17 protein-coding genes and 1 pseudogene are annotated in these 17,268 nt (G+C 62.6%); 8 read left to right on the top strand and 10 right to left on the bottom strand.

Annotation, left to right across the window (positions count from 1 at the left end; genetic code table 11):
- Window positions 1–73: pseudogene (locus tag EWE75_RS26250) on the top strand (IS200/IS605 family transposase); the annotation flags it as partial.
- 45 nt (window positions 74–118) lie between these two features.
- On the opposite strand, the gene EWE75_RS11140 reads toward EWE75_RS26250, so the two are convergent.
- On the bottom strand, window positions 119–319 hold the full coding sequence (locus EWE75_RS11140) for a helix-turn-helix transcriptional regulator (protein WP_130157411.1): 201 nt from the start codon (window positions 317–319) through the stop codon (window positions 119–121).
- A 571-nt stretch (window positions 320–890) separates the two neighbouring features.
- Between EWE75_RS11140 and EWE75_RS11145 the strand changes: the two genes are divergently transcribed.
- On the top strand, window positions 891–2,636 hold the full coding sequence (locus EWE75_RS11145; RefSeq protein WP_130157413.1) for a ParB/RepB/Spo0J family partition protein: 1,746 nt from the start codon (window positions 891–893) through the stop codon (window positions 2,634–2,636).
- 133 nt (window positions 2,637–2,769) lie between these two features.
- On the opposite strand, the gene EWE75_RS11150 is transcribed toward EWE75_RS11145, so the two are convergent.
- Window positions 2,770–3,024: a helix-turn-helix domain-containing protein gene (locus EWE75_RS11150; RefSeq protein ID WP_130157415.1), complete on the bottom strand. Its 255-nt coding sequence runs from the start codon at window positions 3,022–3,024 to the stop codon at window positions 2,770–2,772.
- 106 nt (window positions 3,025–3,130) lie between these two features.
- On the opposite strand from EWE75_RS11150, the gene EWE75_RS11155 reads away from it, so the two are divergent.
- Both EWE75_RS11155 and EWE75_RS11160 read left to right on the top strand, forming a co-directional pair.
- Window positions 3,131–3,628 carry an RNA polymerase sigma factor gene (locus EWE75_RS11155; RefSeq protein ID WP_231708311.1) on the top strand — a complete coding sequence of 166 codons (498 nt, stop codon included), beginning with the start codon at window positions 3,131–3,133 and terminating at the stop codon, window positions 3,626–3,628.
- A 16-nt stretch (window positions 3,629–3,644) separates the two neighbouring features.
- On the top strand, window positions 3,645–4,610 hold the full coding sequence (locus EWE75_RS11160) for a FecR family protein (protein ID WP_130157419.1): 966 nt from the start codon (window positions 3,645–3,647) through the stop codon (window positions 4,608–4,610).
- Between the two features lie 73 nt (window positions 4,611–4,683).
- Here the strand turns inward: EWE75_RS11160 and EWE75_RS11165 are convergent, their stop codons facing one another.
- The 3 genes from EWE75_RS11165 to EWE75_RS11175 all read right to left on the bottom strand — a co-directional run bounded on the left by EWE75_RS11165 (window position 4,684) and on the right by EWE75_RS11175 (window position 5,886).
- Complete coding sequence (locus EWE75_RS11165; RefSeq protein WP_130157421.1) at window positions 4,684–5,226, bottom strand: Ros/MucR family transcriptional regulator; 543 nt, start codon at window positions 5,224–5,226, stop codon at window positions 4,684–4,686.
- A 92-nt stretch (window positions 5,227–5,318) separates the two neighbouring features.
- Window positions 5,319–5,543, bottom strand: a complete 225-nt coding sequence (locus EWE75_RS11170; protein WP_231708312.1) for a conjugal transfer protein TraD — start codon at window positions 5,541–5,543, stop codon at window positions 5,319–5,321.
- 16 nt (window positions 5,544–5,559) lie between these two features.
- Entirely contained in the window at window positions 5,560–5,886 is a 327-nt protein-coding gene (locus EWE75_RS11175) for a conjugal transfer protein TraD (protein ID WP_130157423.1), read from the bottom strand.
- Window positions 5,887–6,057: 171 nt separating this feature from the next.
- Between EWE75_RS11175 and traA the strand changes: the two genes are divergently transcribed.
- Window positions 6,058–8,934 (top strand): Ti-type conjugative transfer relaxase TraA, encoded by a 2,877-nt coding sequence (gene traA, locus EWE75_RS11180; protein ID WP_130157425.1) that lies wholly within the window; start codon window positions 6,058–6,060, stop codon window positions 8,932–8,934.
- Window positions 8,935–9,017: 83 nt separating this feature from the next.
- Here the strand turns inward: traA and EWE75_RS11185 are convergent, their stop codons facing one another.
- Both EWE75_RS11185 and EWE75_RS11190 read right to left on the bottom strand, forming a co-directional pair.
- Window positions 9,018–9,797 (bottom strand): hypothetical protein, encoded by a 780-nt coding sequence (locus EWE75_RS11185; RefSeq protein ID WP_130157427.1) that lies wholly within the window; start codon window positions 9,795–9,797, stop codon window positions 9,018–9,020.
- Window positions 9,798–10,822: 1,025 nt separating this feature from the next.
- Entirely contained in the window at window positions 10,823–11,932 is a 1,110-nt protein-coding gene (locus EWE75_RS11190) for an IS110 family RNA-guided transposase (RefSeq protein WP_130157429.1), read from the bottom strand.
- 117 nt (window positions 11,933–12,049) lie between these two features.
- Here EWE75_RS11190 and EWE75_RS11195 point away from each other — a divergent pair, with 117 nt between their 5' ends.
- Window positions 12,050–12,334 carry a hypothetical protein gene (locus EWE75_RS11195; protein ID WP_130157431.1) on the top strand — a complete coding sequence of 95 codons (285 nt, stop codon included), beginning with the start codon at window positions 12,050–12,052 and terminating at the stop codon, window positions 12,332–12,334.
- A gap of 1 nt (window position 12,335) precedes the next feature.
- Here EWE75_RS11195 and EWE75_RS25020 read toward each other — a convergent pair whose 3' ends face one another.
- The 3 genes from EWE75_RS25020 to EWE75_RS11205 are packed head-to-tail and all read right to left on the bottom strand — an operon-like array spanning window position 12,336 to window position 15,711.
- Complete coding sequence (locus tag EWE75_RS25020; RefSeq protein WP_165388351.1) at window positions 12,336–12,509, bottom strand: hypothetical protein; 174 nt, start codon at window positions 12,507–12,509, stop codon at window positions 12,336–12,338.
- Between the two features lie 24 nt (window positions 12,510–12,533).
- Window positions 12,534–13,970 carry a ComEC/Rec2 family competence protein gene (locus EWE75_RS11200; protein ID WP_130157433.1) on the bottom strand — a complete coding sequence of 479 codons (1,437 nt, stop codon included), beginning with the start codon at window positions 13,968–13,970 and terminating at the stop codon, window positions 12,534–12,536.
- Between the two features lie 43 nt (window positions 13,971–14,013).
- Window positions 14,014–15,711 carry a phospholipase D-like domain-containing protein gene (locus EWE75_RS11205; RefSeq protein ID WP_130157435.1) on the bottom strand — a complete coding sequence of 566 codons (1,698 nt, stop codon included), beginning with the start codon at window positions 15,709–15,711 and terminating at the stop codon, window positions 14,014–14,016.
- A 407-nt stretch (window positions 15,712–16,118) separates the two neighbouring features.
- Here EWE75_RS11205 and EWE75_RS26145 point away from each other — a divergent pair, with 407 nt between their 5' ends.
- Window positions 16,119–16,475, top strand: a complete 357-nt coding sequence (locus EWE75_RS26145; RefSeq protein ID WP_130157437.1) for a patatin-like phospholipase family protein — start codon at window positions 16,119–16,121, stop codon at window positions 16,473–16,475.
- A complete protein-coding gene (locus tag EWE75_RS25540; protein WP_345789378.1) occupies window positions 16,472–17,230 on the top strand; it encodes a patatin-like phospholipase family protein in 759 nt (252 codons plus the stop codon). The genes EWE75_RS26145 and EWE75_RS25540 overlap by 4 nt, the downstream gene beginning before the upstream one ends.
- Window positions 17,231–17,268: the final 38 nt, after the last annotated feature.

Here is a 17,268-nt window from a genome sequence, read left to right on the forward strand (position 1 = left end):
AACGACATCCGGCAACATCACCGATGACATCATCATGCGATATCTCGACAAGCACATCCACAAGGACCAATGAAGGCTTCAGCCCTCTCCGATGATCCTACCGGCGTCAGCCGGTATGTCATTCAGCCTCGTAGAACATCGGATTGCGCAGCCAGTCATTGACTGCGGACTCCCGCCAACCCGCACAGCGAACGGCGATGCGGATTTGTTTGGGAAAGGTGCCGGCCTGCACCTTTCGATACAAGGTTGCCCGGCTGAGGCCGGTACGATCGAGTACGGTGTTAAGGCGCAGAATGCGATCGGGAGCGTCGGTTGTCATGGCATGATCCTGGTTCGCGTGTGATCCAATGGTTCGGTGCTGTCAGGATTGAGATGCGTCGGCGCGGAGACAAGAGGTGCGGGACCGAGATGCACCGCAGTGCCTCAGAGAGTGCCCAACAGGCCCCATAAAATCAGAGAAGATTATAGGCTTCAGCCGTCCCGCGCTGGAGCGCGGCCGAGCTCTATGGCGCTGCGCGCCACCGAGTCGCCTTCGGCGTCTCGGCCGCAGGGCGGTTACGATCTCTTACGGGGATCGCTCGCGTGCGATCGATCCGGGCCGGGCGTGCCGCCCGGCCGGCGGTCATCGCGCCTCGGGCGCGATGGCGTTTGCGCCTCCGGCGTCGATCTGGCGGGGGAGCGTCGCTGCCCTGTAGGCCTGTCGCGGCAGGCCGCAACCGGGGCTTCGCCCAGGTCTTCCACTGCGTTGCAGCCCTTGGGACCCATCCCCATCGCTAGCGCGCTAGGGGCCCCTGCGGGTGCAGCCTGCCTCTGCCGACGGGCCTGTCGGTCCGCTCCTGCCGCTCCCCGCCATTCCGGCGCCGGGTGCGGTGTTTGAAGGAGTGAAGGCAATGGAACTCAAGCATATCGACATCGCCAATCTGTCTGTCTCGCCTGCCAACATGCGGGTGAAGGGCAAGCCCGTGGACCTGAGTAACATCCTGCCATCGGTGCGGGCACGCGGCGTGCTGGTGCCGCTGATCGTGCGGCAGAATGGAAGTTCTGACACCTACGAGATCGTGGCGGGCAAGCGACGCTATCACGCGGCGCTCGCGGTCGCGCAGGAAACCGGTGAAGCCGAGCCGCTGCCGTGCGCGGTGATGGCGGCGGGGGATGATGCGGCGGCGCTGGAAGCCTCGCTGATCGAGAACATCGCACGGGTGGACCCTGACGAGGTGACGCGCTGGGAGAGCTTTACGCGGCTGGTCCGCGAAGGCCGAACCCCGGAGGATATCGCGCTGACCTTCGGCCTCACGGAATTGCAGGTGAAGCGCACGCTCGCACTCGGCAATCTGCTGCCGCGCATTCGTACTCTGTATCGCAAGGGCGGGATCGATGCGGCGACGGTTCGGCACCTGACCCTTGCTTCGAAGGCGCGGCAGCGGGACTGGCTGGCGTTGCTCGACGATCCCGACGCCCATTGCCCCACAGGTTACCAGGTCAAGGCATGGGCGTTCGGTGGCGCGTCGATTCCGGTGCGGGCGGCGCTGTTCGACATCGACGGCTATCCCGGCGATATCGTGTCCGACCTGTTCGGCGACGACCGCTATTTCGCTGACCCGCAGACGTTCTGGACCGCGCAGAACGCCGCGCTTGCCGAGCGCGGCGAGGCTTACGTGCAAGCGGGTTGGCCCGATGTCGTCGTTTTGCCGACCGGCGAACCCTTTCACACATGGGAGCATGAGCGCACGCCCAAGCGCAAGGGCGGCAAGGTGTTCGTGGCCGTGGGGCCGCGCGGGGATGTCACCTTTCACGAAGGCTATCTGACCACCAAGGAAGCACGAAAGCTGGCAAGCGGTGCCACGTTCGCGGACAGGCCGGCCCGCCCCGAAATCAGTTCAGCGATCCAGAGCTATGTCGATCTTCATCGCCATGCCGCCGTGCGATCGGCGGTGGCGGCAAACCCGTCGGTGGCGCTGCGCGTGATGGTTGCCCACGCCATTGCCGGATCGTCACTGTGGCGCGTGTCGGTCGAGCCGCAGCGGACAACGAACGACGCCATTGCCGAGAGCGTCGAGACCTGTGCATCCGAAGCCGCGTTCGACGAGCGGCGCCGGGCGGTGCTGGCGTTGCTCGGGTTCGATCCCGATACTCCCACCGTTACCGGCGGCCATGAGGACGATCACGGCCTTGCTGGCCTGTTCGTCAGATTGCTCGGGCTGACCGATACTGCGGTTCGCGATGTCCTCGCCATCGTCATGGCCGAGACGTTGGAGGCGGGCAGTGCCCTCATCGAATTGCTCGGCGTCCATCTCGGTATCGACATGCGCGCACTATGGCAGGCCGACGATGCGCTGCTCGACCTGATCCGCGATCGTGACGTGCTGGGATGTGTCCTGACGGAGGTAGCGGGCGAGGGCGTCGCAACCGCCAACGAGGCTGCGACCGGCAAGGTGAAGCGTCAGATCATCCGCGATTGCCTGACCGGCGAAAACGGGCGGGCCAAGGTCGAGAACTGGGTGCCGCGCTGGATGACGTTTCCGCCTGCCGCCTACACGACGCGCGGCTCCGTGCAGACGGTCAGTCGCAGCGTGGCGTTTGGCGGCCTCGTCGAGGCGGTAACGCCGCAGGTCGCAACCATCGCGCGTGCGGCATGATCCGATCCCGGCGGCGCTTACCAGCGCCGCCGGCAAGGCCGCTGACCTTCTGCTTAGCTCAGGTTCGGACGGCGCGACGTGAGGTGGGCGAACGTCCTATTCTCGAAAGCTCAATCGTTGAAGTTGCCCATTTTCATCGCCGAGATTGGGCAATCCTCTCGACTATTTCGTCTAGCATAGCTGACGGACGAATCCCGAGGGCCTGAGCCATCTCAATGAACTCCACCACATCCAGCCGGCGCTGCGAGCCTTCCACGAGGCTAACCCAGCTTTGATCCTTCTTAATTCGTTTGGCTAACTCGGTTTGCTTCAAGCCGGCTGCTATCCGCGCAGCCTTCACGACTTCTACGACCACCACATTCTCGTCGCTGAAAATCGTCTTTGGCATCCGGCATTGATTTAAATGCCATTATGTCATATGCCGTTTTTCCATATCCTTTCCTAGCGGATGGGGATCAAACGTGTCTGGATCGAACAGCGACATCACTCTGCCTGTGGACGACGAGCAGCCGGGCTGGCGCGCGATCGAAGCGCTCTACCGAGACCATGCGGAGTGGCTCCGCGCTCTCGTAACGCGCCGCCTGCGCGCACAGCCGACCGAAGTCGACGACATCGTCCAGGACACGTGGCTCCGCGCCGCCGGCTGCAAGACGGACAACATCCAGCATCCCAAAGCTTTCCTGTCGCAGACGGCACTCAACCTGTTTCGCGATCGCAAGCGGCGCGAGGCGGTTCGCCAGCAGCATCGAGAGGGCGTCGCCGCCGACCGAGGTGGCGGTGACAGACATAGTATGTCCGAGCAGGAGGCCATTCTTGAACTGGAGCGGATCGTTCTCGACTTGCCCGAAAAGATTCGCGACGTCTTCGTGCTGAGCCGATTCCGGCATATGAGTAATGCCGAGATCGCGACAACGCTCGGTATCTCGATCAAGACCGTGGAGTGGCGGATGGGTAAGGCGCTGGCATTGTGCATGAGCAGATTGCGCGACTGAGCGACGGCACATACTTATGAACGATAATGATGCGAGCGGCGGCGATGCTTTGACGCAAGCCGCGCATTGGTACGCGCGGTTGCAAACGCTGCCGGTGTCGGCCCGAACGCTCGAGCAGTTCTTCGAGTGGCGAAAGGGCGAGGGGAATCGCGAAGCGTTCGACGCCGTCGATCGCCTTTACAGGCAGACCGGCACGCTTGCCGATCGCCCAGCGATCGTCGCGGCGACGGAACAGGCGATGACGCGATCCGCCGCTCCGCCTAGCAGACGATACCCGTGGTTGGGGACGATGGCAGCGGCGGTGGTTGGCGTGATTGCAGTCGGCCTGACGACCTTCGCGGTATGGCCCTCGGGCGGTGAGCAATATGCGACCAAGATCGGCGAGCAGCGCACCATCAGGCTCGCCGATGGATCGAAGGTGACGCTCGATACCGACACGGCGCTGACGGTTGCTTTCGCCAAAGATGCGCGCCGCATCTCGCTTGCCCGAGGTCAGGCATATTTCACGGTCGCGCATGATGCCGCGCGACCCTTCACCGTGGATGCTGGTGGTACGCGCGTGCTCGCGACGGGCACGCAGTTCGATGTCCACCGCAGCGGCGACCGGATCGACGTCACTTTGGTCGAGGGCAGGGTGCGGGTCAGTTCGGCGGAGCGGCCTGTGGCGCAGTTGCAAGCCGGGCAGCGGGTGATCGTTGACGGCTCCCGCACAAGTCCGGTTCAGGCGATCGACACGACGCCGACGATTGCGTGGACGCAAGGCCGGATCGTGCTCGACGGCATGACGCTCGAGCATGCGATCACCGAGGTCAATCGCTACGTAAATACGCCGGTTCGCCTCGATGCGCCGGGCTTTGCCGAGGCGCGCATCAGCGGCTCTGTCGAAACCGGCGATATCGGCAGTTTCACGGCGGCGGTTACCGCAGTGCTGCCGCTCAAGGCGCAGACCAACAACGATGGATCGGTCACGCTACGCCCGTGAATAGTGCCGATCGTGCCAGCGGCAGAAAGCGGCTCGCACCGCCCGACGAATGCCGGGCGGTGCGAGCACACCATCAGGCGTTTTCAGCAGCCTTGCGGCGCGTGCGCTTCGCCGGGGCAGGAGCGGGCGCAGACTCCACGCTCGCTTCGCTGGCGGCGGGCGTTTCGGCCGGCGTTGCTGCGCCCCCGCGACCCTTGCGGCCGAGGCCGATCCGCTGCGCCATTTCGCGGCGGGCCAGCGAATAGTTCTCCGAGACCATCGGATAATCGGGGCGCAGATTATAGCGCTCGCGGTACTGCACGTCGGTCAGACCATGCGTCGAGAGATGGCGGCGCAGCGTCTTGTAAGGCTTGCCGTCGACCATCGAAATGATGTGATCCTTCGAGGCAAGCGACTTGCGCACCGACACCGCCGGCGTGAACTCTTCCGCTGGAGCAGCTTCGCCGCCTGAAGCGTCCGCTGCCGATGAGCCAGAACCGAGTTCGACAATCGTAGTGTGCATCGTGCGCAAGAACGCCGGCACATCGTCAGCCGATACGCGATTGTTCTGGTTGCCGAGCCACGCGATCGTCAGTTCGGTTGCGAGTTCGACGGGGTTTGCGGTTTCTTCAGTCATATCAATATGTCCATATGTGTTGCTGCGATGTTTCGCTGCGACCAAGGGGGATATCCAGTATCGGACAACACCGCTGTGACGAAGAATCGCGATCAGCGCAAATCGTCATTGTTAGTATCATCTTCGAACGCGCGCTTGCCGCGACGTCGCCACAGCGTAACCAACGATTCTTTGTCTTCTCTGCGCAACTTCGATGCGGCCTCCACGAGAATGCCGAAGATCACCGCACGATCGTCGTCGGTGAGGTCGATCAGCCCGGACTTGGCGACGAGTCCGCCCAGCTCGATCAACTGACGCGTACGCTCGCGGCGCTTCACTTGCCACTCCCGCATATCATGCCGTGCGCGGCTCGCGATCAAGCGGTAACGTGCCGCCTTCAGCCGCCGAAGCTGATGCAGTGTTTGGCGCAGTCGCTCGGCGTTCGTTGCTTCTGGCTTTGCGCTGAAACATCGCCGAGCCAGCTTTCCGCCACGCCTCCTGTACTGGCGCGTCACTGCTGGAAATCGAGAGCAATGCACCCGCCAGAACATCGACCGGTACTGTATCGGCGCGACACGCGATCACCAATTCACCGAGCTGGATGATCTTGCGCTGTTTGAGCGCTTTCGCCTTCTGGTCGAGTGAGTCGAGTTCGGTGTCATAGTCACGCGGTTTTCGCATCGGGATCGTCCGTGTTGTGGCGTAAGGACGATCCAGTTATCGGGTGTGTCGATCGCCGTAAATGTCGTGATATGTTCTGGGACCACGCCGTCCCGAGACAGATGAAATCTTTCGAGGGCGCGCTTATACGTCGTGCCGACGTGCGCTTTCAGGTGTAAGTGGAGTGCCGTCATGGCGCTCTACCATTTCTCGGCAAAGATGATCTCGCGGGCCAACGGCTCAAGTGCGCTGGCATCCGCAGCGTATCGCTCCGCATCGCGGCTCCACGATCAGCGCCTCGACCGCCACCACGACTTCTCGAACAAGGCCGGCGTCGTGCATTCAGAGGTGATGCTGCCGGACGGCGCGTCCGAGCATCTCGCCGACCGCGAAAAACTGTGGAACGCGGTCGAGGCGGCCGAGGTCAGGAAGGACGCGCAACTCGCCCGTGAGATCGAGTTCGCGATCCCGCGCGAGCTGTCGCAGGAACAGGGCATCGAACTGGCCCGCGAGTTTGTCCGGCAAGAGTTTGTCAGTCGCGGCATGATCGCCGATCTCAACGTGCATTGGGATATCGGCGCGGACGGCGAACCCAAGCCGCACGCGCATATCATGCTCACCACCCGCAAGGTTGGCGAAGATGGGTTTGGCACCAAGAACCGCGACTGGAACCACACCGACCTTCTGGAGAAATGGCGCGAGCGCTGGGCCGAGCACGTCAACACGCGGCTAGCGGAGTTGGATATCGATGCACGGGTCGATCATCGCTCGTTGGCGGCGCAGGGCATCGATATCGAGCCGCAGCACAAGATCGGCCCAGCCGCATCGCGGATGGCCGAACAAGGTTTGGAGTCCGAGCGTCTCGCCGAGCACGTTGAGATTGCGCGCAACAATGGTGAGAAGCTGCTCGCCAACCCGGCGCTGGCGCTCGACGCGATCACACACGGGCAGGCGACCTTCACCACCCGAGACCTCGCGACGTTCGTGCATCGCCACAGTGATGGAAAAGAGCAGTTCGACCAAGTGATGGCGGCGGTTCGCGCCTCACCCGAACTGGTGAAACTGGGCAAGGACGGACGTGGTGAGGACCGCTTCACCAGCCGCGACATGATTGAGATCGAAGCGCGACTGGAGCGTGCGACAGTAAAGCTCGACGCCAGTCGTGGGCATGGCATGGACGAGCAACATCGCAAGTTGGCGCTTGCGCGTGCCGAAATGCATGGCCTGGTCCTGTCGAGCGAGCAGCGCAGCGCCTTCGATCATGTCACCAGCGGCAAGGATCTGGGCGTGGTCGTCGGCTATGCTGGCACCGGTAAATCGGCGATGCTTGGCGTTGCGCGAGAGGCATGGGAGAGCGCCGGCTACCACGTCCAAGGCCTGGCGCTATCCGGCATCGCCGCCGAGAATCTGGAAAACGGTTCCGGCATCGCCTCGCGTACGATCGCGAGCATGGAACATCAGTGGAAGCAGGGCCGCGACTTGCTGACCGAGAGATCGATCGTCGTCATCGACGAGGCCGGGATGATTGGCACCCGGCAGATGGAGCGGGTGCTTGCCGAAGCCGAGAAGCGCCACGCGAAGGTGGTGCTGGTCGGTGATCCAGAGCAGTTGCAGGCGATCGAAGCGGGTGCGGCGTTCCGTTCGGTCGTCGAGCGCCACGGCGCCACCGAGATCACCGACATCCGGCGGCAACGCGAAGACTGGCAGCGCTTGGCGACGCGACAGCTCGCGACCGAGCGGACCGGTGAAGCGCTATCGGCGTATCGACAGCATGATGCGATCCATGCCGCTGACACGCGCGAAGCGGCGCGTGCGGACCTGATCGAGCGCTGGGATCGGAAGCGCCAGCAAGCGCCGGGCGACAGCCGGATCATTCTCACCCACACCAATGACGAAGTGGCAGCGCTCAACCAGGCCGCGCGTGGGCGGCTGCGCGCACGTGGCGAGCTCGGCGAGGATGTGACCTTGCAGGTCGAGAAAGGCGAGCGGCAGTTTGCCGCCGGTGAGCGGGTGATGTTCGGGCGCAACGAGCGTAGCCTGGGCGTGAAGAATGGCTCGCTCGGCCGTATCGAAAGCGTCAGCGCCACCCGTATGGCTGTGCTGCTCGACGACGGGCGATCGGTCGCGTTCGACCTCAAGGACTATGCGGCGGTCGATCACGGTTACGCTGCCACCGTGCACAAGTCGCAAGGGGTAACGCTCGACCGCGTGCATGTGCTGGCGACGCCGGGGCTCGACCGCCACGCAGCCTATGTCGCGCTGTCCCGACACCGAGATGGTGTCGATCTCCATTATGGCCGCGACGACTTTGCCGATCACGGCAGGCTGGTGGCGACGCTGTCGCGCGAGCGGAGCAAGGACATGGCATCCGATTATGCCCCGGCCTTTGCGGCGCGGCGGCAGATCGTACTGCCGGCGCCGGCGCAGGAGCATCAGCTTGCTCCGAAGCGCGACATGTTTGCGGGGCTGAAGCTGCGGGTGCCGCCCGACCTTACTCCAGACCTGCTACCGACGCCCGATCCCGCGACCGCGCTGTCGCAGGCGGTGAAACGTCATGCTGTGATCGTCCGTGAGATGCGGCTCGCCCGTAGTATCGGGGCACCTTACACCGCAGAGCAACGGCAGACGTTAATCGCCAGCCGTGCGGCCCTCGACGCAATCCGGCCAAATGGGCGGATCGATCTGGAGACCGCGCTCGCGAAGAATCTGGGGCTGATCGAGGAGTCCGCGCAGGGCCGGACGACCGCGACAATCCGCGCCATGCAGATGGAAACCGAGCTTCGTGTTTCCGCTGAGGAGCGGGCCGACACGTTCGTGCAGCGCTGGCAGACGTTGGAGCGGCAGCGCGGATTGCTGATCTGCAAGTATGAAACAGCGTTCGCAAACGAAGTGGGCGACCGGATGATCGGCATGGCCAAGAGCCTCGAACGCGACCCACAGGTCGAGTCGATCCTGCGCAATCGCCGAGCACAGCTCGGGCTGCCCGAAGCAGATGTGCGCAGCATCGGTCAGGGTCTTGCGGACATGATCGGCAGAGGGCGGAGCAGGGGGCTCGGCATTGGGATGTGAGTAGCCATTCCGAAGAACGCCCTCCTTGCGGTCATGTCGGCATCCTCGATCTCATACCAAAAACGGAGGCATGTTAAGCAGCATCACGCGCCGATGGTCGAGCCGGTTAAAAGATAGCGCCAAACATCGCGAAGCGCCCTCGATAACTGATAACCCTCACTGATCGAGAGAGGAGGATAGGGAAATGTGCCAAAGCGACTCTCGGGATGGAGCGCTTTGATCCGGTCTTCGTAAAACTCTTCGAAATATCGCATGCCTGAAGGCTCATTTCCGAACGCATCTTCAATGAATGCTTGCGCATCGGGTGCCGTCGGGTTGTTGTTTCCCGAAGCTTTAAGATGACGGAGAGTCAGAGCGAAGGTCGCATCGAGTGATACGAAGAGCGTGTACAAGCCTTCTGCTCGAAAGGTGGTGCCGTTAATAAGCATTTGTGAACGCAGATACGCGCCGAGCCCTCGAACAACCAGATGATCTTTCAAATCGATGGCATTGTAGATCTGCCGCTGGAGATCGAACGGTACTGGATCGGCTCGCAGTTGGTAAGATGGGCCGCCGACACACTCAGGCAGAGGGAGTATGACAACTCTCCGCTCCGCATCGCGGATATTCATCAGACTCGCGCGAAGTTCTGTTTCCAGTTCAAGTATGCCGGCGTTGTCCCATTCGCATTGCTGCCGAAATTCGAGGCTCGCATGCATGGGGAACGGTAGCATTAGCCCGGCATCATATCCGAGAGGTAGCGAAAGGGCTGCACAAAGTCGAAACTCTTCCGCCCGAGGATCATCGAAGTCCGTATAGAAGTCGTTAGGCTGATGATCATCATCGAAGTGACATGCCGTGAAGATTAAATCTCCGGCGTTCACGTATGCTGCGTTTTGGAAATGCGAAGTTTCAGGCCAGTAAATTCCTGCCGGTGACATAGCGCGAACGATTGTGCCGCGGCTAATGCGTCGCTCTCCTAATGCGCTCGGCGGCAGTATGAAGCTGTGGGGTGAGCGTCCTTCCATCTTCTTCGGATAGTGCGTCAGCCGCCGTGATGCGACAAGCAGATATGCGAGGCTGGTCCGCTTCGCGCCTTAAAGTCGGTCGTTCCGCTTGAAACGATGCGTTCTCGGAAGCTGCCGTTCGTTCATCTGACTGCACGAGACGCAGCGAACGGCTGAGACTGGGAACATAGCTGCCCCTCCCGGCATCAACAGCGAACGACGGCTTGCGGGGAAAACTGACGTTCGGGCGATAGCCTTAAGGTGGCTTCAAATGGTAAGCTCGATCGGCAGCCAATCTCGGACGAACGGAAGTTGAGCTTCAAATCGATCACTAGGCTGCTTCTAGATGTACGAGGGAGGATGCAGCGGTTCACAAATTCCGTAGAAATTGCTAGAGGTTGCCTGCCGATCTTCCTGATCATCGCAAAGCTCAACTGCTTCACCGGAATCGGGGCTTGTTGGCCCAGCACAAGCGATCATACTCGACCACACGCGTAGATCGGATATATTCGGTCAAAGTGGAAAAATCTGCCGGAGCTACTGATGACAAGGAATACCCGTCTGTCGTTGAACGCAAAGCAGACAGCAGCCTTGATCGAAAAGGCAACGCGCGAGGGAGATGGCGACGCACTGGCCATCGCGAGATTCCTGCATCACGAGGTGACGAATACCTCGCGGGTCAGACAGATATTCAGGCCACCTAGCTTGTGGCGAAAGCTGCTCGCTGCCGCCCTCGGATGTTAGGCTTCACATCACTAACGCCGATGGATGGCGAGAATGGGGGCAGGCGAACGGTAGCTGGAGGTTGTTCCTGAAATGTGGTTATGGCGCGGCCCCCTCTGAATCTGATCCAAGGTCATTGCTGCCTTATATTGCCCAACGGGGTACCGCGCCTACAGCCGTCAGGCTGCAACTGGTAGAGGCTCGGGATCGCGAACCTCAGGAAAGGCTTCATACGAGCGACCGGTGCGCCACATGTTCAGCATGATGACGGCAAGTTTCCGGGCAACCGCAACTCGCGCCTTGGCAAACCCGATCGCCTCAGCCCGTTCCAATCCCCAGCGCCTCAGCGCCGTATCATGCTTCTTGGCGACGGACAGCATCACCGTTGCGGCACTGACCAAGTGCACGCGCGTCATGGGATTGCCCGCTTTGGTGATGCCGCCGTTCCGCTTACTATCGCCGCTCTCGAAAATCTTGGGTGTTAGACCGAGATACGCGGCGACATCGGTGGACCGGCGAAATCGAGTCGGGTCCTCAATCGCGGTGAAAAACGAGACTGCCGTGATGCTGCTGACGCCAGGTATTTCGGTGAAACGCCGGCAAAGGTCATTGGACATTACGAAATCGTGGAGCTCACTCTCCAAATTCGCGATTTCGGTCCTGAGCTTCATGGAAAGCTCAAGGAGCGGTTTCATATGCTGAGTAAGATCATGGCCGGTTTCGGCCCTGACTTCCTCAATGGCCCGCTCGACATGGAACCGGAAGCGGCTTGAGTTATGGCTCCGTTCCTTGATTCTAGTGCCATAAACCCGGAGCGTGGATTTTATCATCAGTTCTGTAGATACGCGCTGCCGGACCATATTGTGCCGAGCCACTAATTTGGACCGCGTAGAGTAGCACTCGTTGCTCTTGATATGAACTTCAACGAGAAATCCGCGCCCCAAACGCGCGACTTCGGCTATTCCCCGCGCGTCATTCTTGTCGGTCTTGTTCTTCCTCAGTTCGAGAAAGCGCCGCACGGCAAATGTGTCGTAGGCGTTGGCGTCGTAACCGAATGCCCGGAGGCCCTTCACGACCTGAAGGCTTGTTGAGCAGGCTTCCATACCTATTGCGCGGACACCTTCGGGAAAGTGTTCGACAAGCAGGTTCCTGATTCTGGCAGCTTTCGTGGGAAGTTCCTGCTGAATGAGGACCTTGCCATTGTGATCGATTGCACATAGCGCGGTCGAAGCAACTCCCGTATCGAGTCCAATCCAGATTTCTGGCTTCGTATTTTGCAATGCGGTCATCAATGCTCCCTCTTTGGGCTATCCCTCACAGGCCGAGTGCGGAGTCCGCCGGGGCTCCAAAAATTACTTCGAGGTGATAGCCTTCTCCGCGACCGCGAAGGGTCGGGGGGTGGGCTGATGATACCTTTACCTTATCAAAGGGTTAACGACATCGTCGGGTGTGTGTTGTTGGATTGGGGGAAGAAACACAAGGCCTTCGACAGCAACGCGCTTGTGGCCGAGTTGAACGATCGCGGTGCCAAGGTCGTCATCTCCCAGCATCCGGGCCGAGCGCAGAAGCTCAGGATCGACGCGGCCATCTACGCATGGCGGCATCTGATCGAAAACTTCTTCTGTAACCTCAAGGAGTTCAGCGTATCGCCATGCGCGGCTGCAAGACCGACCGGAGCTTCGAAGCCATGATCTACCTCGCTGCCGCAGTCATCCATTCACGATGAATCCGCACAAGCCCTAGGAGGTCGATCTCGCTCTTGGTGCGCGCGCCGAACGCGGGCGTCAGATAGCCGTCCGCCAGATGCGCCGCGAAGGCGAGCGCTTTGGCCGGGTCCTTGAGCGCCGCTGGAATGTCATAGGGCATGGCGCATCGACTCCGTGGTTCCGTTCAGCTTTGCACCACAGGCATCACGTCCGGGCAACTCGCCGCATGGCCCGACAGGACGGGAACCGGCGGGCCGGACCAGCCTACCGCGATCCCCTGCTCGTGCGTCGTCAGGTGCGATGCGGTCGCCAGCACCGGCTGGCCGGCGAGCCTCATCGCCGCCGGCGGCGGCGCCCAAGCGCCCTGCGGCCAGCCCGCGGAATTGTGCGCGGCGACAGCGGCGGCGGTCGGATGCGACACGCCCGTGCGGCCATGGGCATTGGCCGGCCCGAAGGAATAGAGCAGCCGCGCATAGCCCGGATGCGGGGAAGCGGGCGGGATGCTGGCCTTGCCCATGTCCGCGCCGTGGTGAGGCACCGCGACCGCGGTAAGATTGGCCGGCAAGGGGCCGGGCACGTAATTATAGGCGGCGTCGCCGGTGAGCAGCCAGCCGCTCTGCGTTCCATTGTCCTCCGCGATCAGCGCAAGCCCGGAGCCGTTGCGGTCGGTCCCCGTGCAGCGGCGCAGCTCGAAGGTCTGACCCGGGTTTCCCCAGACGAGCGGCGACAGCGCAGTGGGCACGATCAGTATCCGGCCGCCGCCCTTCAATATGTCGTTGCCGAGCGCCTTGTGTACTTTGCTGATTGACTGGCGGGGCGCGACCCAGGTCATGGCGAGCAGGCGCTTGTCGACCGTTGCTCCCGCCCAATGGTCCGCGTCCCAGTGCGACAGGATCACTGTCGGCGGCTCGTGCGTGCAGAAGCTTACCGTCGCCGGCATAGTCTTGGCGTTGCGGTACACCCCGCAGCCGACGTCGAAATAGCTGATCACATTGCCGCATTGGCAAACGAGCGCGGTTGCCGAGCCCTGGCCAATGTCGAACATGAGAAGCCGTTCGATCGGGCAGGCCACCCCGCCCAGGACCGCTTCCAACTCATCGCGGGTCGCGTCGGGCCAGTCTTCCATGCTGAACAGGCGCTCGAGCTTCACTGCAGGCGCGGCGGGGCGCGGCTTGTGCGACAGGCGGGCCGGCACCGCCGCCATGAATAGGCCGCCATAAACTTCGACCTCCTGGCCCTGCTCGGCATTGAGGCCGATCTCGAACCACTGGCCGTCCATGCCGAGCAGCTTCTCGGCGAGCGGGTCGTGGCGCCCCAGCGTGATGTCGATGCGGTACATCGGCAGCGCGTCGAACGGGTCGGGCCCATCGATGACGCGGTCGTCGGGCGGCGAGAATCGCGCCGCCCAGAAGCGGCTCAGCCGCGCCTCGGCCGCGGGATCGTCCTCCAGGCTCAGCATCTGCCCGCCCTCGAACCCCGGCCAGTCGGCATCCACCGCATCGAACGCGAAAAGAATCTTGCGGGCTTCTTCTGCATTGGGCGGCTCGACCTGGTCGAGTTTCGCATAGCTCCGCTTGGGAAAGTCGCGGCGGCCTTCGCCTGGGATGAAGAAGCGGTTCACCGCTCTTGCTCAGCGCAGGCGCGGCTGGCGGGCGAAACGCGCATCACGGCCGCCAGAACGCCAGCATCCGCTTGGACTCGCCGACCTTGCGGCGGCGCTGCCAGTCGGGATCGCGCGACAGGAACTGGAACGGATCACGGCCCTCGCGTTTCGACTCCTCGAGATAGGCGCGCCAGCGGTAATGGCTGTAGGTCTGCATCGCGTTGATCGCATAATGCATCGCGATCGTCGGCTGGCCGCGGATGACGATGAAATTCTCGTCGTTGTTGCCGCTCGCCGATTTCGAGAAATTGTGCGAGCCGGTGACGACGATAGGATCGTCGCCGAAGGGATCGATCACCAGCACCTTCGAATGGGTGATGGCGTTGCCGATATTGGCTTTGAAGTCGGCGGCAGTGCCTTCGACGGCCCACTCGCCGACCGACTGGCCAACCCCTGTGTCCTGCGCGGCGTCGAGGAAACATTCCTCCGGATTCTTCTTCAGCAGCTTGAAGGTCTCGGCGCCCGCGCCGGTGAACTGGGTCGCGACGCCCCGGACATAAAGGTCCTTCTCCTTCTGCATCTGGAGCAGCGTGTTGACCGGCTCGCTGCCCGGCTGGAACATCACGAAGAACACCCCTTGCTTCGCGCTCTTCACCAACGCGATCAGTTCGGCGATGTCGATCTCGCCGGTCAGCCGGCTGAACCAGCTGTCGACCGTCGCATTGCCGAGCGGAATGCCGCGCTTGGGCTTGTTGTTGGAGGCGAGGAGCTCAGGGCTTACCGTATCGCCGGACTTGGCCAGCAGCTGGAACTGCGCCTCGTACCGCTCCGCGATCCCGGCATTCTCGATCATGATGCCGTTGTTGAGCTGGGTGCACAGGCCCGTGGGGGTCCAGTTGGTGCTCCCCGTCCAAGCCTTTTCCGGCGTGAACTTGGCGCCGGCACGCCGGCCGATCACCACGAACTTGTTATGGCCGAGGGCCGCCGGCGACAGGAAGCGGTCGTGGACGACGCACTTGGCGTCCTTCAGGCGCTTGCGGCCCTTGGCGTTCTGGTCGTCGCCTTTCTTGTCGACGCTGCCATTGGCCAGCACGACATGCGCGCGCTTGCCGATCGCGGCGAGCGCGTCGATCAGCTCGGCGTCGCCGAACTCGTAGAGCGCCGCGTGCAGCTCGAGCGCGGGATCGTCCTCGACCGCCTTCATCATCGCGAGCATGCATTCCCGCAGCGTGCCGCCCAGGAAGGCGCGCGCTTCGCGGTCGACGTTGGCGCTGACCACCACGGCGGTTTTCTTGAGCTCCGCCAGCGTGATGTGCTTGCGCTTCATGTAGCGCGCCATGAACTGCGACAGGACATAGCCGCGGTTGAAATGGACGCTGACCCCGTCGCCGCAATCGGCGCTGAGCGTCAGCATCGGCGACCAGTCGCTGGCCGGGCCGTCATGCAGCTTGCCGTCGTCGCCGAGCACCCGGGCCACGATCCGGTAGGCGATCTCGTCGCCGAGATCGGCGGCATGATCGGTCCAGTCATACCGCTGGAACGGCCAGATCTGCGACGAGCGCTGCACCAGCTGCTCGCCTTGGGCGTCCGCTTCGGTGTCGTCCTCATAGCCCACGCGGTTGGAGAGCCAAGTGGGCTCGCCGTGCCCGCGCCGGCACTGGATCGCGAATCCGAGGCAGCCGGGAATGTCCTCGTCATGGTTCCAGACGAGGTGGACGTCGTCCGCGTTCGAGCAAACCTTGAGCCTGATGTCAGCCATTTGTACCCCCCTAATTCCGCGGCGCGGCTGGCCCGCCTCCCGCCTTCAACCTGCAGGACTCTCCGTCAGACGTGAGCCGTCCCGACGCTCCGAGATGTCCGTCCAACACGCTACCAAGCACGATCAGGAGCACGAGCTGCGACTTGGCTTGCTGTAGTCGGCAAGCTCTTTGGCCATACGCCTGAAGTTACGCCGAACAAAACACACGGGATCGGCGCAGGTCAGGAGGCAAAGGCTGCCGTCCACAAAGTCGTGCGACTCTCCAGATTTTACGGTCGTCAGTGTCTCGCACTTCGGATCGGGGTGCAACGCCAACTTAAGTCAGATTGCAGGAATATCCTCGCCCAGCGGTATCGCACCGCTGTCGCCACTTGTGCTACCTGACGGCAGGGAATGACGGGGGAAGCGTGAGCACGGACGAGCCATTTCGAGTGCTGTGCCTCGACGGCGGCGGGATGCGCGGGGCCTATACGGCCACCTATCTCAATGGCTTGGCCAAGAGCTTCGGGATCCGCCGGGGCGGAGTCGACTTCGATCTGGGCACCGGCTTCGATCTCATCTGCGGGACCAGCACGGGAGCGATCGTGGCGTGCGCGCTTGCCTGCGGCATCCCCATGGCTCGGGTCATCGATCTCTACGCGGCGAATGGCGGCAAGATATTCCCGCGCCGGCTGCCCAAGACCGCGGGCCTGGCGTTCGTGCGCGATCTCCTCCTGCGGTCCCGCGACCTGCGCTCGGGCGCCGCCGCATTGCGCGCAGCCTGACCGCCGAGCTTGGGGGGACGACCTTCGGCAATGTCTTTGAAGACCGCGGAATTGCGCTCGCGATACCGGCGGTCACCATCGCCAACCATCGCAGCTGGGTGTTCAAGACGCCCCATTTGTCCTCGACCAACCGCCGAGACGACGCGGTGACCCTGGTCGATGCCTGCATGGCATCGAGCGCGGCGCCAGTCTTCAGGTCGATCGCGGTGATCGGCGGGACCGTAACAGGCAGCAGAGCGAGCCAGGCCTTTGTCGATGGTGGACTCTGGGCCAACAACCCGGTGCTGGTCGGACTGATCGAAGCGCTTGAAATGACCTCGGCCGGCCGCCGCATCGAGATCTTCTGCCTTGGGACGGTGCCTGTCCCGACTGGGCAACATGTCACCGAAAGGGACGTCGACCGCGGCCTGGTCGGCTGGGGATTTGGGGGAAAGGCCGTGGGCCTCTCCATCGATGCGCAGCAATTCGCCTACGATCATATGGCGCGGATGCTGGCCAGGCATGTCAGCCGCGATTGCCGGATCTACCGTTTCCCCTCCGCGGCTGCGCCGGCGAGCCTCCTGCCGTTCCTCGACCTCGACGATGGGCGCAAGGAGGCCGTCGAAGCGCTGCAGCAGCAAGCAGGTTCCGATGTGAACATGACCAACTCGGCCTGCGCAGACCTTTCCAACGATGCGGGTCAGGCGATCTGCGCCCTGCTGACAAGCGAGCGCGTCAAGCCGGCAGGCACGGCGCCGCGCCTGGGCGCAGGCTGAGGCGATGTTCGGGGTGCGGCGGCCGCGGGTATCGAACT

This window comes from Sphingomonas populi, from assembly GCF_004208535.1.
Taxonomy (GTDB): Bacteria; Pseudomonadota; Alphaproteobacteria; order Sphingomonadales; family Sphingomonadaceae; genus Sphingomonas; species Sphingomonas populi.